This is a genomic window from Paenibacillus sp. FSL H7-0716 (assembly GCF_038002705.1).
GTDB lineage: Bacteria > Bacillota > Bacilli > Paenibacillales > Paenibacillaceae > Paenibacillus_AQ > Paenibacillus_AQ odorifer.
This window is the reverse complement of record NZ_JBBODA010000007.1, coordinates 15,169-32,580: the sequence shown is the minus strand read 5'-3', so window position 1 is coordinate 32,580 and position 17,412 is coordinate 15,169. Positions and strand designations below refer to the sequence as shown.

At 45.4% G+C, this 17,412-nt stretch carries 9 protein-coding genes; 6 read left to right on the top strand and 3 right to left on the bottom strand.

Annotated elements, in window-relative coordinates:
- Positions 1-38: 38 nt before the first annotated feature.
- The 5 genes from MHH60_RS11400 to MHH60_RS11380 all read left to right on the top strand — a co-directional run bounded on the left by MHH60_RS11400 (position 39) and on the right by MHH60_RS11380 (position 6,872).
- Positions 39-1,733 carry an extracellular solute-binding protein gene (locus MHH60_RS11400; protein ID WP_036682600.1) on the top strand — a complete coding sequence of 565 codons (1,695 nt, stop codon included), beginning with the start codon at positions 39-41 and terminating at the stop codon, positions 1,731-1,733.
- Positions 1,734-1,851: 118 nt separating this feature from the next.
- Positions 1,852-3,762 (top strand): cache domain-containing sensor histidine kinase, encoded by a 1,911-nt coding sequence (locus MHH60_RS11395; RefSeq protein WP_081388965.1) that lies wholly within the window; start codon positions 1,852-1,854, stop codon positions 3,760-3,762.
- The gene (locus MHH60_RS11390) at positions 3,759-5,318 is read left to right on the top strand and encodes a response regulator (protein WP_076134885.1); all 1,560 of its coding nucleotides are present in this window, start codon (positions 3,759-3,761) and stop codon (positions 5,316-5,318) included. The genes MHH60_RS11395 and MHH60_RS11390 overlap by 4 nt, the downstream gene beginning before the upstream one ends.
- 73 nt (positions 5,319-5,391) lie before the next feature.
- Positions 5,392-6,195, top strand: coding sequence for an aminoglycoside N(3)-acetyltransferase (locus MHH60_RS11385; protein WP_076134886.1), 804 nt, complete (start codon positions 5,392-5,394; stop codon positions 6,193-6,195).
- Positions 6,196-6,233: 38 nt separating this feature from the next.
- On the top strand, positions 6,234-6,872 hold the full coding sequence (locus MHH60_RS11380) for a histidine phosphatase family protein (protein WP_076134887.1): 639 nt from the start codon (positions 6,234-6,236) through the stop codon (positions 6,870-6,872).
- Positions 6,873-6,976: 104 nt separating this feature from the next.
- Here the strand turns inward: MHH60_RS11380 and MHH60_RS11375 are convergent, their stop codons facing one another.
- Both MHH60_RS11375 and serS read right to left on the bottom strand, forming a co-directional pair.
- Positions 6,977-13,288, bottom strand: coding sequence for a 5'-nucleotidase C-terminal domain-containing protein (locus MHH60_RS11375; protein ID WP_076134888.1), 6,312 nt, complete (start codon positions 13,286-13,288; stop codon positions 6,977-6,979).
- 418 nt (positions 13,289-13,706) lie between these two features.
- Complete coding sequence (gene serS, locus MHH60_RS11370) at positions 13,707-14,993, bottom strand: serine--tRNA ligase (protein ID WP_076134889.1); 1,287 nt, start codon at positions 14,991-14,993, stop codon at positions 13,707-13,709.
- Positions 14,994-15,394: 401 nt separating this feature from the next.
- On the opposite strand from serS, the gene ssuE reads away from it, so the two are divergent.
- Entirely contained in the window at positions 15,395-15,943 is a 549-nt protein-coding gene (ssuE, locus tag MHH60_RS11365; RefSeq protein ID WP_036682586.1) for an NADPH-dependent FMN reductase, read from the top strand.
- A gap of 179 nt (positions 15,944-16,122) precedes the next feature.
- Here ssuE and MHH60_RS11360 read toward each other — a convergent pair whose 3' ends face one another.
- Positions 16,123-17,154, bottom strand: coding sequence for a ribonucleotide-diphosphate reductase subunit beta (locus MHH60_RS11360; RefSeq protein ID WP_036682584.1), 1,032 nt, complete (start codon positions 17,152-17,154; stop codon positions 16,123-16,125).
- Between the last annotated feature and the right edge of the window lie 258 nt (positions 17,155-17,412).

The window sequence follows — 17,412 nt, the reverse complement described above, 5'->3', positions numbered from 1 at the left end:
GCTTATAATTAACATTCATAGAAAAGGGGTAAACAAGCATGGGCATGAAACGTAAGCCAAAAGCAATGGGAGTTCTGCTTCTCGCAATAATGATGTCATTGTCAGCCGCAGGCTGCTCCAGCGGGAATAATGCTGGCAAGAATGCCGAAGGTAATGCTAACAGCGCTAAAGCTACTAATACGGAGGCAAGTGCTGAACCGACTGCTGCTGCATTATCAGCAGATGAACCGGGATGGAAGATTGATACTTCACCTATTACATTTGACTGGTACCTGAACTTCTCATGGTTCCCTAATAAATGGGGCGTGGACCCAACCTCTCAATATGTAACTAAGAAGACCGGAGTTGATATTAATTTCATCGTTCCGGCTGGTAACGAGAATGAGAAGCTTAACACGCTGATTGCATCCGGTAAATTGCCTGATTTCATCACTTTGGGTTTCTGGGAAGATGCGATTAAGAAAATGGTCGAAGGTGAACTTGTTCTTCCATTGAACAAACTTGCTGATGAATATGATCCGTACTTCTTTAAAGTATCCGATGCTGATAAGCTGGGCTGGTATACACAAGAAGACGGCAATGTGTATGGCTATCCTAACTCTTCTTCCTCTCCTGCCGACTATGAGAAATATGGGGAAAATTACGTATCCAACCAAGTATTCGCTGTCCGCAAGGATATGTATGAAGCTATTGGAAGTCCAGATATGCGCACACCAGAAGGTTTCTTGAATGCGCTTAAATTAGCGAAAGAGAAATTCCCTGACGTAAATGGACAGCCGCTTATTCCACTTGGTTTGCATGAATTTACCGAGAACGGTAACGATTCTTTGGAAGGTTATCTGCAGAACTTCTTGGCAATCCCAAGAGAAAAAGATGGCAAGGTATATGCTCGTGAAACCGATCCTGAATATATCCGCTGGATGAAGGCACTTCGTCAAGCGAATCAAGACGGTCTGCTGGCTAAAGATATCTTTATCGACAAACGCCCACAAATGGAAGAAAAAATTGCCCAAGGCCGTTATTTCGCAATGCTGTATCAACGTACAGACTTTGCAGCACAGCTAGGAACGATTTACCAACAGGATCCAACCAAAACGTATATCGCTGTTGACGGACCTTCCAATACGAATTTGGATAAACCAACCCTTGATGGCCCTGGTATCTCCGGTTGGACGGTAACACTGATCTCCAAAGATGTTAAGGATAAAGCACGTGCTATCCGCTTCCTCAGCTACTTGAACAGTGAAGAAGGCAACAAAGACTTGTTCTTAGGCGAAAAAGGTGTCAGCTACGATACGATTGATGGAAAAGATCAATTTAAACCAGAAGTGTTTGATTTGATGAATAAAGACCGTTCGACGTTTGATAAGCAAATCGGATCTTCCTTTACATTCTGGATGCTGCAAAATACGAACATCACGGACCAATGGGCTCCTAAATCGGTAGAACCATTTAAGCAATTGGAAGATTGGACTAGAGGTAAATCCATAGGCTCCTCCGAGTTCCAACAAATTGAACCAACAGGAAACTCTCCTGAAGGCATCATCGCTTCGAAGCTGAAACAGCTGCGCGGTAAAACTATGCCGAAGTTGCTCATGGCTTCCTCCGATGCGGAGTTCGATAAGATTTGGAATGAGTATTTAGAGAAGAGAAAGAAGGAAGGCGAAGATGTATTTGATGCCTACCAACAAAAGAAATATGAAGAGAATAAAGTGAAGCTGTCCATAAAATAAAAAGCATGACCCAAAATGCCCGCTAACTGCGGGCTTTTGGGTTATTTTCGAATTATAATAAGGAATAGATATCAAGTATTTGAATATTCACTATTTTAGCGAGGTGGACAGGACAGAAGTGTATAAAGTGAATAGGCGAGATCGAACCAGAGCATTATGGCATTCTTTTAGTTATTGGTGGGGGCGAAGATCACTTCAGAGCCGTTTAATTGCAGCGTATGTTTTTATTGTTTTAGGCCCGTGTATGCTGGTTTCTGTCTATTCCTATAAAGCCATTAATAATACCTATCTCCGCGATGCCGTCGAGAAAAATGATTATTTGTCGCAAATGGAGAAGCTGCATATTCATAATCAGATTGAAGCGATGGAACGGGCGGCGCAAATGGCTTATTCTGATGCCGAAGTAGAAAAATTCTTAGCGAATGAAACCGAACCGCAGCTAGTAGATTTGGTTGATTTTAATACAAATGCTTATGTGAATATGACTCGTATTCAATTTAATAATCCGAATATTGAGCATTTACGGCTGTATTCGAGAAGTAATAAGGTGCACGAAATTTGGCCGATTATCTTTCGCGAAGAGCGGGTTTCTTCCACCCCATGGTTTCAGAAAGCGCTTCAATTGAAGGGGCAGGAATACTGGTCTTTTCAGAAAAATGATCCGGATTTGATGCAGAGATACTTGGGAGCACCGACGGAGAGTCTGCCAAAGGTTTCTTTGCTGCGTGAGAAGAGTCGGCCAGCAGACAATCATATTGGCATGGTGCAGGTGGATATGCTGCTGAGTCGGTTTACACCCAAGACGTATACAGATGTACGGGATAATCAGACCCAGATGTTCCTTGTGGATAGTGAGCTGCAGCTTTTCACCAGGCCGGACAACTCTTTTTTGCAGGATAATCTAGAGATGGCTGATATGATTGCAGAACGGTATAAGCAGTTCCGGGAAGCTGGCGAATGGGACAGTAATTACTCGGAGAATGGTAAATCGTTTTTGTTAATTAACACTCCGCTAGAACGAATTGATGCTTATTTGCTAAATGTAGTGTCAATGGAGGGGGTGATGAAGGATATCTCCCGCACGCGCAACTTAATCATTGGAGCCAATGTTGGCTTTATTACTTTACTAACGCTGATCGCTTATGTGACAAATGCCTTTATTCTAAAAAATCTACGTAGATTGACCGATACGATGAAAAAAGTGCGCAGAGGTGAAGCGTACACTGGAATAATGATTCGTGGTGGAGGGGAAGTCGGGGAGCTTGCCCATCATTTCTCCAAGCTGATGAACACCATCAATACGTTGGTGGCTCAGGCAGTGAGCAAGCAGGCGTTGTCTAAAGAGGCAGAGCTGCGTACGCTGCATAACCAGATTGACGCACATTTTTTATATAATACGCTGGAAAATATAAAAATGCTGGCTGAAATTGAGAACCAGCGAACGATCTCGGATGCACTGACTTCGCTGGGTGGGATGATGCGCTATAATTTTAAATGGTCCGGAGAGTATGTGAAGCTGCGGGATGAAGTCCGCCATATCGAAAATTACATTGAAGTGATGAATATTCGTTTTGAATATCCGGTTAAGTTAGTGCTTCATATTGAAACTCGATATTTGGAGCTGGAGGTGCTGAAAATGTCACTGCAGCCTATTGTAGAGAACAGTGTTAAGCATGCTTGGTGCGACGGGAAAGAGAATTTACAGGACCCGAACATTCATATTCATGTTTCGGAAACGGAAGGTGATATTTGCATAGAGCTTCGTGATAATGGCATCGGCTTAACTCCAGAGCGTTTGGTTGCTTTGAACGAGGCGATTTATGCGAAAGATGAGCGCTGTGAGAGTGCCTCAGAACAGAGGGATGTTGACCGCCGAACAGGTGGTATTGGACTGAGAAATGTACATCAGCGACTGCAAATCTTTTATGGTGATGAATATGGGCTTGTAGTACAGAGTGAAGCAGGGAGTTGGACGATGGTACGTCTGACCTTGCCGAAAGTTCTTTTGACAGGAGAAAAACAACTATGAAGAAGCTACTGATCATTGATGATGAAAAGAATATCCGTTACGGTCTCAAGACTATGATAGAAAGAGAATTTCCGTCCGTGTATACCATCACAATGGCGAGTAATGGCGCAGAGGGTTTCGAGATCTTTAAGACCGAAGGTGCAGATATTATTATTACAGATATACGTATGCCAGTGATGGATGGAATTACGCTGTTGGAGCAGATATCTAAGGTAACAAGTGGTGAGAAAAGCCCGGCAGTGCTGATCTTAAGCGGGTATGATGATTTCGAATATGCCAAAAGCGCGATTCGTTATCGCGTGAAGGATTACTTGCTGAAGCCGATCCGCCGAGATGAGTTGTTCGAAATTTTGAAGAATATCGATAAGGAACAGGAAGAACAGGATCTCAGCGCAAGGCAGCTGGAACAGGAAACGGAACACTTCCGGAGGGAACTGCGGTCCAGTCGTTTACGGGGACTGCTAATGCAGCAGGAGGTTCCGCTGGAGCGTGAGCAGCAAGAGTGGCTAAGTGATCTGCAAGCACCTTTTACAGTTGGTGTGTTGAATTACTATTACAATGACGGAACAAGAATGAAGTCGGGGGATGTTCAGGGACTGGCGGAACGATTGATCGGTCCGCTTGAAAAGTTTTTCTCGGAAATCACAACGGATTGGGATGGCAAATTAGTCTTGATCGGGAGCAGAAAACAGGATTTTATGGAGCTGTCCAGACAAGCTGAAGCTAAGGAAATAAAGGGATTATCGATTGGGATTAGCAGCGAAGGAGGAAGTCTTGAGGACCTCCGTTCCTGTTATAAGGAAGCCTGCCGGGCACTGCAATATACTTTTTTATATCCGCAAGTGAGTTTATTGGATTATGGGGATGTTGGCCAGGGACGGTCTAACTTTCCGTTACCGAAGGAGGAGCTTCGCAAGCTGCTCAATATGCTGGGAACAGAACGCGAGAAGGAGATGAAGCATCTTCTATCTGTGATTTTTCAAACTGAGCATTTGAAGGAACTGGACCTAGCTTATCTGGAGTCCGTGGGACAGAATGTAAACGAGCTGGTGTTGGATGAAGTGTTTCGGGTGCATGGCGAAGCCTCGGTAGAGGTATTGAAGCTGTATCGTACGGTAGGCAATATGTACAACTATCGTCATTTCCACGAATATTATCGTGCGCTGGAGAACTTACTCTTGAGTGTGAATGAATACATTGTAGGCGTAAGGTCTGCGCATACCGAGCATGCGGATATGGAAGAGGCACTGAGCTATATTGAAGCCAACTACGCCCGTCCACTGAATATGGCTATGGTCAGCAATCATGTATCCCTGAATTATTCTTATTTCAGCGAAGCTTTTAAGGCATATACCGGTGAGAATTTTGTTATCTATTTAAAAAAGGTCCGCATCCGTCACGCTAAAGAGCTATTGGCAAAAGGCTGCAGTAAGCTCGCAACAGTCTCAGAAGAGGTAGGCTTCGAGAACAGTAAACAATTTGCCCGTGTTTTTAAAGAGCTGGAGGGGATTTCCCCAGGTGATTATAGAGCGAAAATAGTATCCGAAGAGTGTTGAGGCTATTGAAGATGCATTTAGAAGCGGCCCTCCTATATAATGGATTTGAGAAGATTCATTGGAGGAATGAAGGGTGGAAGAAATACAAGGCAATTTGATTACGGTTCAGACATTAGCAGCGGATTTTCGTCGACTGGGCGTTAAGGCGGGCATGACGATTTTATTGCATTCTTCTTTTAAATCGTTAGGCAAATGGGTAGCCGGGGGCCCGGTCGCTGTTATTTTGGCATTGGAGGAGGTCCTCGGAGAATCTGGCACACTGGTAATGCCTACTCATTCAAGTGACCTAACTGATCCCGCAGGCTGGAGCAACCCACCGGTGCCGGAGGCGTGGTGGCAGAGTATCCGCGAGCAGATGCCGCCTTATGATCCAGACCTGACCCAACTTAGAGGAATGGGGGTTATTCCGGACTGCTTCCGTAAACAAAAAGGAGTAAAACGCAGTGACCATCCGATACATTCGTTTGCCGCTTGGGGCAAGCATAGAGACGAAATTATGTATGGTCATTCACTTGAAATGGGTCTGGGGGAAGATTCTCCGCTGGCTCGTATTTACGATTTAGGCGGACATGTACTGTTGCTGGGAGTAGGCAATCTTAATAATACTTCCCTACATCTTGCCGAATGCCGCGCATCTTATGCTGGCAAGAAGGAAACCCTTGGCGGGGCGCCCATTATGGTGGATGGAGTTAGACAGTGGGTGGAATTTAAGGAGCTAGATTGGGATTCTGACGATTTCGTTCAGCTGGCAGATCAGTTTGGACAAGAGACGGGGCTTATTACATATGGACAGGTTGCTTCCGCAACCGCTCAATTGATTCCGCAACGGGAAATCGTAGATTATGCAGTGAACTGGATGGAACAGAACAGGAAGTAGAACCTCATTGGATAGGGGAAACGGAAGGAGAAGCTGGCATGAGTACAACAACGATATTTTTAACCCGGCATGGTCAAACGGAATGGAACGTGCAGCATCGGATGCAGGGACATATGGATTCTGAACTGACGGCTCTTGGTGTGCAACAGGCAGAATGGCTAAGCCGGGGAATGCGCACTCAACAGTTGGATGTCATCTATGCAAGCCCCAGCCCAAGGGCGCTGCGCACAGCTGAGATTATTCGTGGAGAGCGGAGTACTCCGCTTAAGACCTCTGAGGCGTTCAAAGAGATTGGCATGGGTGTGTGGGAAGGCCGTGATTCTACTGAGCTGGAGAGCGAGTATTCGGAGCAGCATCGCAATTTCTGGCAAGACCCTGAGCAGTTTAAAGTGGAGGGTAGTGAGACCTTCGCAGAGGTGCAGGCACGGGCGCTGGGCAAGCTTCAGGAAATTCTCGTTGACCATCAAGGTGAGACCATTCTTATTGTCACACATACAGTAGTGATTAAGCTGTTAATGGCCTATTTTGAGGGCAGAGCGCTGCCTAAGCTCTGGGATCTGCCTTACATTTATCCGACCTGCTTATGCAGGGTTGATTTTACGGATGGTGTGCCGGAAATCCTGCTGCACGGGGATACGAGCCATTACGAAGAGAGTGAAGCTGGGATGGAATCATAACACTTCCTACAGATCAGGTTGGTTTATTAAAAAAGGCGGTTCCTCGGGTGCATTACGCACTCGGGAAACCGCCTTTTATCTTCAGAGCTGGAGATCAGCTTTTGCTAGTTGATAAATTGGAGAGATTTCAATGTCTTCTCCAGCATCGTAACCGCTTCGGCACGAGTTGCCAGCTTCTGTGGAGCAAAGGAACCGTCGGTAGCTCCTTGGATAATTCCCTCAGCAGCGATTTCTGCTACTGCTGCTTGGGACCAAGCAGGAATGCTTGCTGCGTCACTGAATTTAGCCAGTGCCGCAGGATCGGCATTTAAGGTTTTCCCTGTGTACTTAATAGCTTTTGCTAATACCGAGGCCATTTCCTGGCGAGTGATTGGGCTACCCGGCTTAAAGCTGCCATCGGTATAACCGGAAATCAATCCGGCTTCTGCTGCGGTGCGTATAGCATCAGCATACCAAGCACTTGAGTTTACATCTTTAAATGTGATCTCACCATTACCTGTCGCAAGTCCCAGAGAACGCGTAATTAATGCGGCGAACTCAGCACGTGTGATCGACTGTGAAGGAGAGAACGTATCGTTGCTTGTTCCGCTGACAATTAGTTTGGTAGCTAATAGATCAATGGATGATTTAGCCCAGTGTCCGTTAATATCTGCGAACGTTTTGGAAGACTTAACAACGGTGTAGTAGCTGTTGCTGTTCCGTTTAATCGTAACGTCCGTTGTTCCATCTGTTTTAGGAACAAAGATAGCAGGCACGAAGGAGATCTTACCTGAAGCAGGATCGAAGACCACTGCCGTTGCGTTATTTGAATTTAAGACGGCAGATACATTGATCGTGCGCTTCACGTAAGTGCTGCCGAAATTGTTCAGCGGCACACTCTTAGTTCCGGCTTGCGCTGAAACGCTGAATTCGATTACTGGAGCAGCTAAAGTAGCATTACCTAGCTGTGAGGCGATAGCTTGGTTTGTGCTGCTTAGTGTTCCCGAATTCGCTACTAGAATGGAGACCGTAATTGTAAAGTCGCTGGTGCCTAATTGAGCGGCAAGTGCTGCGCTGTTTACAACACGGAGTGGCAAGGAATAAGAAGCGCCATCCGTAGTAAAGGTAAGAACTGTGTTAGGCTGTGCTGCTGCTTGTTTTACAAGCACACTGCCTGGAAGCACTACTTGAGCGCCACCTGTAGTAGCTTTAACCGGAATAACCAGCTCTTGGCTACCCGCTGGCAGTTCAGCAAGTAGTTTGGTTAGATCAGCAGCATTAATTGTTGTTACTTGTGCTGAAGCAATTGGTGCCGCAGTTGGAGCAACAGTTGGTGTAGCTGTAGCTGTAGCTGTTGGTACTGTTGGAGCAGATGTTGGTACTGTTGGAGCAGATGTTGGTACTGATGTTGGTACTGATGTAGGCACTGAAGTTGGATCTGGTGTTGGTACTGGTGTCGGAGTTGGAGTTGTCTCCGGCAGTGGTGCACCTTTTAGATCAACAATCCGGCCCTCAACGGCGGAAGTGTGCGCAGTGACCGTTCCAACTTTCTGCAGATACTTCGTAAATACATCAAAGTCCGGTAGGTACAGCAGGTTCACGCGGCCTTCTTTATAGGCCTTTTCAAGTGAAGTATAGAAATCTCCACCCTTCGCTGTGAAAGCATTCGTAGCTACTTCATAGGATGCGTTCAGATCCAGAGGAACGTATTTATCCCCGTTTTTCACTTCAATACGCAATACCCGTTCGTTCACAGGTTTCGTAGAGTCGTAATAGAATTTCAACCCTGCAACGTGTGGGAAACGCCCGTCTGCTGCTGGCGTTTTAGAAACCCCGTTCTCCATAGCATCCTTAATTTCTTGTCCGGTCAGAGTGATCGTAACCAGATCGTTGTTGAATGGAAGTACGCCGAGTACTTCGCCTTGTGTGATCGGTCCTTCGTTAATGGATTCGCGAATACCGCCGCCGTTTTGCAGGGCGATTACGGCATTAGTGCCCGCTTTTTGAGCTGCATAAAGCATGCCATCGGCAATCAGGTTACCAAGATTAGTTTCCTTTGTGCGCACATTATCGCGAACGCCGTTTAGAACAACCTCTGAATTTCCTACTACTTCATTGGTTAGTTCTTGAATCCCCGGTTTATAATCGGTATCCAGGATCTGTTTAGCTTCAGGATCCTCTGCGATAACGTAGCTAGTGCCGTTTTTAGCATCGATGGAGATTAATTGATCTTTCCAATCGGTCAGTACGCCATCTTTGTTAAATTTAACTTCAAGTTGGCCAAGGAAAAGACCTTTTTCACCAGTTTGTACAATTAGCTTCGGTGCTGTTGGATCGGTGTTATCTACAACGGCTTGATTCAGTTGCGTGTGGCTGTGACCCCCAACGATAATATCAATGCCGTTAACGGCTTTGGCTAGCTTGAGATCTTCTTCATAGCCAAGGTGAGAGAGAACAATGATCTTGTTAACTTTCTCTTTTTCAAGCATAGCGACCGTTGCTTCCGCTTTAGCGAAGGCATTCTCAAAGGTCACTTTACCTGGTGAAGCAATGTTCGCCGTATCTTCTGTCGTCAGACCCATGATACCGACCTGTTGGCCGTCTACTTCTTTGATCAGCGCAGGGTAGATGGTTCCAGCATTACCTGACCGGCCGATTTCATTGGCGAACATTTTGCTAAGAATATCATCCGCTGAGAAGTTCACATTGGAGGAGACAAATGGGAACTTAGCGTTGCCAATGAATTTGGACAGTATATCAGAATCTTTATCAAACTCATGATTACCGAAAGTCATAGCATCATATTTGACCAGATTCATAAAGGCCAGGTCTGCTTGACCCAGATACTTATTGAAGTAAAGTGTTCCGGAGAACACATCACCTGCGTCTACAAGAATAGGATTTTCTGTAGTCGCCTTGGCCTCTTTGATTGCTGTTACACGGCGCAAGATGTTGTTTGGCGAGCTGACAGTATCTAATCCTGCATGTGTATCGTTGGTGTGCAGAATGGTTAGTGGGAAGTCTTCAGCAGTATTAAAATCAATCTGTGCCAAAACCGCATCGTGATCGGATACCCGACCGTTCGATGGTGAGAAGTCGGCATTTAAATGAACGACATCTACTTTAGAAGAAGCCGTTAGATTTTTACTGACAAGAATATGATCTAGCACTTGAGAGTTTCCGTCATAGGTGTACGTATACTGCTCATTTAAAGGCAATGTATCGATCAAATTGTCTAGTTCTGTTCCTTTTAAGAGGGTTGCAGTTTTAGTAAATTGGAAATCATTCAAATCGCCAAGAGCTACGATGTTGGCTTTAGGATTTGCAGTCAGAACCTCTTTGACAAATCCGTTGACGACCGCCGCTATTTTATGGCGTTGTGTTTCACTGGACAATACAGGGGGCTGAACGTTTCCGAAAGGAGCGGTATCGCCGCCTTTTGAATTGAAATGGTTAGCGATCACAATTACTGTTTCGCCACCGAATACGAACTGTGCAGCAAGGGGTTTACGTGAACTTGTAAAGGCAGAGTTTGTTGGATCAATTCGTCCTGGATTGTAGGTCAATTGATCTGCCGCTGCATTATATCCAACGGATTGTGTAGCTGTACCTTTTTGTCTGCTCACACTGTCTGCAAGCTGCACTCTTGCTGGATTGTACAGGAATCCTACGCGAATGTTTCCGCCTGGGGCACCGCCATCCATATTGTTCTCCGGAGCGATGTCTGTGTATTTATATACAGGACCTCCAGCGGTTTCAATGGCTTTAATCAGTTCGGCTGCACTTGCTTCAGTGATACCATTATTGGCTTCACCATTGCTGTCCTGCATTTCGACAACGCCGATAATGTCAGGTTTTTTCATATTGTTTGTGATGGAGTCGGCTAGTTTCTGGATTTTTGTTGCTCCGACACCCGGGAAGAAGTTTTCAATGTTGTACGATGCGATCAACAACTTACTATCATTGACTTCAAGAGTAGTTGTTTCTTGCTTAAAGGTACTTGGAGTGATGGCTGGAAGCTTACCGTTTTCCGGAATCACTTTGAAGTTACCGTTGTTGTATCCGATGACGCCAGTTACATCTCCCGCGAACTTATCTCCGGTGATGACTTCTTGACCCGGATTTCCGTAAGCAATGATGAGGCGCTGAGGATTGTATTGGTTGTATTCTTTGAGAACTAGTCCACCAGCTGGTGTGATGACATCAGGTGTATCATTTTCTACTCTTGTAGGGATGTTATACAGCATGGAATTTCCGCTACCACTTGTCCAGTAAGGACTGATAATCGTAGGGGTAGGGAGCTTGACGAGCATACCTTCTAACGATTCGTAGAAATCAATTGCATCTTCATTAGGCTCAAAATCAGCCATGCCGTCATTGTCAATTATGGAAGACGGAATGGCTCTCCCGCCTTTACCAAGTACGACAGGCTCCGGCACAGTATAGCTTGAAGAGGAGTCTGCTTTTATTGAAGTCATAGTAATTTGAGTAGAGGTTAAATTACTTGCGTTACCTTCGTTGTATTCGGAAACAGCTCCACTAACTTGGACTAAATCTCCAATTTGAGGCTTAAGGGATGAATTAGTGCTGTATACAAAAATACCTTCCGAAGTGTTGACATTATCGTCTGGCTGAGGGTCTTGCATAAAGAAACCTCTATAAGCGCCAGTGGCGAAGGTGTACCCATATTGGGTAACGATGCCTTCTACATCGGAAACGTTCTGACCTGCATACTCAGAGGTATGAGATTCTCCTTGAATATCATGTATACGAGGGAGCTCAGATGCTTTATACGCAAAGGTATAAACCTTACTTGTCTTGCCATCTGCTACGACAATTGCATGGATGGTAAGATCTTGATGAACTGTAATCGGATCTGAATAAAGCTTGCTTGCTGTTGTTGGTTCAGTTCCGTTGGTCGTGTAGTAGATCTGTGCTCCAAGAGTAGGGCTGGATAGGGTCACAGAACTTCCTTTGATGATGCGACCTGCGCCAGGACTGGCCATAACGGAAAAAGTTTCTTCCACCAAAGCATTTTCATTAAGTGGAATGAATTGATAAGTTGTACTATATTGCTCGATAACCCCGGTGATATTGTCAAAGGTTTTACCCTTAACTAGTTTAGGCAGGGTTGAGAAAATTGTGAATGGTTGTCCACCTTGGCTAGCAGTCACCGTGCTGCCATTTACATTGTCTATGGTCACATTATTCATAGTTACCAGCTGAGCTTCGTGGCTTTCGCCGTTCGCGGCAGACAAGTCGGTTGCTGTAATCAATGTTGGGGCAGGCACCCCAACATTTTGTGCAGCTACATTGTATTGAAGTCCACTTTGGAATTTGATTTCTTGCAGATTGCTGTAAATATCCATTGTTCCGCTTACTTCAACACGATCTCCAACGTTTGCGAACTCTGGGAAACCATAAAGTACGATCCCGCCGGATTCATCCTGAATATACATTTTTGCTGCATTAATGTGAGTTACGATACCTTCTGTTAAAATATTCTGACCTTTACTAGCAAGGCGTGCTGTTGCAACATCTGTTTTGGCCAGAATGGTGTAATCAAAAGTCGATACAGGGCTGTCTGGCATATTTGGTTCTGAAGCATACGCTTTAATCGTAGTGTCCTCAGTTAAGGTAATAGGTCCTGTGTAAGGTTGGAAATTAGTTGAACCACCTGATCCATAAACAGCTGCATAGACGGATGCTCCAACCGTTGGAGAATTCAAAGATATTTCTGTACCAGCCGGCCAGGCATTAGGGGCTGGTAAAGCTACTGCAGAACTAGCAGTTTCCGGTAATTCAGGTAACGTACCGTAGGTGCTGTTCCGTGGACTTGGTGCTTGGACAACAAAATCCTTAGAGTTGTTATCCGTATCTAGACCGCGGCTGTCAGCCGGTGCACCAGCCGCAGCTTTACGTATAGCGGCTGTAGTATTGGAGAGAGCAGCGGTCGCATTTCCCTCGACATTTGTGGCTGTTCCGTAGCCAACTAAATCAACCGTTGTACCTGATTTATCAACGAGGTCGACTTTTCCGTTTGTACCACTCATAGCAAGGATTCCCTTGCTAACATCAGGAGTAGGCAAGTCGGTAGTTCCCCCAGCTCCAGCGGCCTCCTCAATAAGGAAATATCCATTTGCCGGGATGGTTCCATTTAAGTCTGTTCCACTACTAAAGGTTCCGGCCGCTGAGGTATAGCGAACTTTCCATCCAGTCAAATCTACTGGATGATTCGTAGGATTGTATAATTCAATAAAATCACTTTTAAACTCTGCTCCGCCGTTTCCGCCACCACCATAGACCTGCGAGATAACAATATTGCTATTATCCGGTGCTGCCTCGGCAGTCTGGACAGCTGGTAACACACTGCCGGCAACCATTAACATTGCAAGTCCAGTAGCGAACCATTTCCTTACTCTTGAAGAAATAATCATTTGGATAAGTCATTCTCCCCTCGAATCTTTTATTTACAACCTATTAAATCTTAGCATTCAAATGTAAAATGAAAGGTTGTCTTACATGAATATATATTAAAGTTTGTATCAATTAAATCTAAAAATTGAAATGTTGTGATTTTAGTATAAAAACAGTGCATAAATACAATATTAATTATAAATTTAGTATTTTTATGGTTAATAAATCCCCAATATGTTAATTGCATGTTATATATATTGTTGAATTTATTATGGATTACGATAAATTTATTCTAGAGTTTTGTTAATTTTTACATAGGGAAAACAATAGAGATTAGAATTATATAGAATGTATCGGAACAAAAATAATGCCCCTCCAGCTTCTTATCGAGAAGTGGAAGGGCATTATTAATTTTAAATCTATTTGGACAACACAGTATTACTGGTGCGGAAGCTCAAGCCGTTCAATTCCATCCATATATTTACGCAGTGCCTGTGGAATGTAAATGGATCCATCCTCCAGTTGATGGTTCTCCAGCAGCGGAATTAGGATCCTTGGTGTAGCCACTGCGGTGTTATTTAAGGTGTGGCAGTATTGCAGCTTACCGTCAACATCCCGGTAACGAATGCCCGAACGACGAGCTTGGAAATCGAGCAGGTTGGAAGCCGAGTGTGTCTCTCCATAGGCATCTCTGCTTGGCATCCAAGTCTCGATGTCATACTGCTTATGTGTCTTCAGGGACATATCTCCTGTGCAGACAGACATGATCCGATAGGGGAGTTCCAAGAGCTGTAGAATATGCTCTGCATTCGCAAGAATTTCCTGCAGCATGCCTTCCGATACGCCCTCATCATTCCGGCATAAGATGACTTGTTCAATTTTTGAGAATTGATGAACACGGTACAGGCCACGCACGTCCCGTCCCGCCGATCCTACCTCACGGCGGAAGCAGGCCGACATTCCGGCGAGTCGCATTGGCGAATCCAGTTCGACAATCTCATCGCTATACAGCGAAACAAGCGACACCTCCGATGTGCCTACCAGCCAGCGATTGTCTCCGTTTAGCTCATAGGTCTGATCCATCCCGCCGGGGAAGAAGCCCGTACGTTCCAGCGCTTCCGGACGGACAATCACGGGAACATCCATCACCGTGAACCCGCGGGCCGTTAGTACATCAATGGCCAGCCGCTGTACAGCCAGATGTAACAACAACCCTGCACCCTTCAGCACATAGCTGCGTGGGCCGCCTGCTTTGACGCCACGGGGGATATCGATGATATCGTGGAGCTCGCCTAGCTCTACATGATCACGCGGTTTAAAGCTGAATTCCGGCAACGTTCCGGTTCGTCGCAGTTCTACATTATCTTTATCATCATGGCCGATCGGTGTATCCTGCGATACAGGGTTTGGTGCGAGCAGCATGAGTTCTCCACAGCGCCGGTCTGCCTCAGTTAGTTCTGCCTCATAGAGATTCAGGCGGTTGTTCAGCTCTCTTACTTGTTCTTTAACTGCTTCTCCTGCCACGCTGTCACCCTGGCGTAAAAGTCGTTCAACCTCTTTGGTCAGCCCGTTACGCTGGGCTCTCAACTGTTCCGTATCTTGGCGCAATTCGCGCCGTTTCTCATCCCATTCCAGCAGTTCAGCCAGTGGGAAGTCGACTCTTTTCCAAGCCGTAATGTTTCTTACAAGTTCCTGATTGTCTTTGATCCAGTTCATATCCAGCATACCGTTTCGCTCCTTTTTGGTTAAAAAAACGCAAAAAACGCCCTCATCCATGGGACGAGGAGCGTCAGCTCGCGGTGCCACCCAGGTTGATCGAATCTCCTTAACTGCAGGAACAATCCGATCCTCTTTGGTCTTCGCGGTAACGGGCGAAACCCGGTGAACTTAGGGAGTTGTTGTAGACTCCGGTCGCAGACGCCTCACGGTTGGATGCCGATCATTGGCCTGATTGTTGGATTTAATATTGTTGCTTAGTATAACGTAAGAGTGGGAGGAGCGCAAGTGGTTATGGTTTGACAAAAATATCAATTCTACGTTAGGATTAGTATTAATTTAAAGTAATTTTGTCGGGATAATAAATAAAGCAGTGTGAGCTGCTTAAGTGGGATGGAAGAGGTGGAAAAGTGGCTAAAATTGTTGTGATTAACGGAACGCCTTCCCTGGTATCGCGTATCAATGCAGCTATAGAATATGCGGAGGCCAGCTTAACCAATCAGGGCTTCGAGGTTGAGCGTATTAACGTAGCAGAACTACCAGCGGAGGATTTGATTCACACTAAGTTTGAAAGTGAGTCTATCGTCAAAGCCAATGGCCTTGTAGCGGAAGCTGATGCGGTAATCGTGGTTAGCCCGGTTTACAAAGCTTCTTATACAGGCGTGCTGAAGACCTTTTTAGATCTGGTTCCACAAAAGGGATTGGCCGGAAAGGTTGTACTCCCGCTGTTCATGGGCGGCAGTCTTGCACATCTGCTCACAATTGATTACGCATTGAAACCTGTGTTGTCCGTACTGGGCGCACGTTACATTCTTGGCGGCGTTTATGCCGTGGATTCTCAAGTGGTTCGTAATGATCACGGAGTGGTAGAGCTTGCTGAGGAGCTGAAGCTGCGCCTGAACGATGCATTAGATGAGCTTGCAGAAGAAACTACACATCGTGTGGAACGCAAGGCATAAGACTGAGTAGCAAGCCTTATGTGCTTAGTGCTAATAACAAATGTATAAGCGTCTCTTTCATCCCTGATACCAGGGGAGAGGGGCGCTTTTTGCATTATATAGGCTATAGCAAAAAGGCCATCTCACTATGAAAGTAGAGAATGGCCTCTTTTTTATATAGGGCTCGTTATAATCCGGTCTTACAAATCGTCGAATCCGTTATCGTCGCCAACCTTACCATAGTTGCGGGATTTGGCTTCGAAGAAGTCAGTTTTGGTAGCATTAAGCGCATCATCGGAGAAAGGTTTGATCCAAGGCATACAGTTAACGTCAACACCTTGGTAAGCTTTTTCCATACCCATCAAAGTCAGACGTTTGTTCGCTGTATATTTGATGTAGTCGCTAAGCTCATTAAGATCAATGCCACGCACGTTAGTAAGTGTGTAGTAAGCCCAGTTGGTTTCGAGCTCTACCGCGCGGTCGATGGTACGGTATACGTAATCCATGTTTTCTTTGGTGTTAAGCTCAGGGAAGTCTACGAGCAGCTGCTTAAATACTTCTGCGAAGAAGTAGCAGTGCTGATTCTCGTCACGTTGAATATAAGAGATCATTTGGCTGGTTGCCATCATCTTCTGGTCACGGGCCAGATTGTAGAAGAAGGCGAAAGTGCTGTAGAAGAAAATTCCTTCCAAGATGAGATCTGCTACCAGCGCATGGAAAAAGGTTTGTCTCGTAGGGTTATCACGGAACTCTTGATAAATATCAGAGATAAACTGATTGCGTTCCAGCAGGACAGGATCTTTTTTCCAATATTCAAAAATTTCCTTCTGCTCACTCTCCGACACGATAGAGGATAGAACATAGGAATAGGATTGGTTATGCACCACTTCTTGCTGCCCGATAATTGCGGAGATAGCTTCCAAAGAGGAATCGGTGAAATAACGCTTCACGTCGCTCACGAACATCGTCTGCATCGAATCCAGCACAGCGAGTAGGGAGATATTAATCTTAAATACGCGTTGTTCCTCGGCATCCAGCATCGGGAATTGTTGCGCATCCTTGGACATTGGAATTTCATCCGCGATCCAGTGATTAAGCAGCAGCACCTTATACAGCTTGTACATATGAGGCATGCGAATATCGTTCCAGTTCAGAATACCTGAGCATTCACCGTCGATAATGCGTGTGGATTGGTTAGGTGCTTCAGTATTAAAAATCTTTTGTAATTGCATTTCTTATCCCTCCATTTTTTGCGCGGGTAATCTTTCTTTGGTGTCTTGTTCATAGAAAGACGGTGATAGAGTAACGCAGAGGAAGTTTGGAGCTGTAGGAGCGTCAGCGTTCGCCCGAAAGCTTTCCGTAGGAAAGCTCGCATCGAAAGCATATGCTGTCATCGGATGTCATCCGCTAATAGCGGTAAAGATCAAGACATCTGATGACAACAGCGGCCGGAAGCCCAAACATTCCTCGCAGTTACGAAATTCATCATC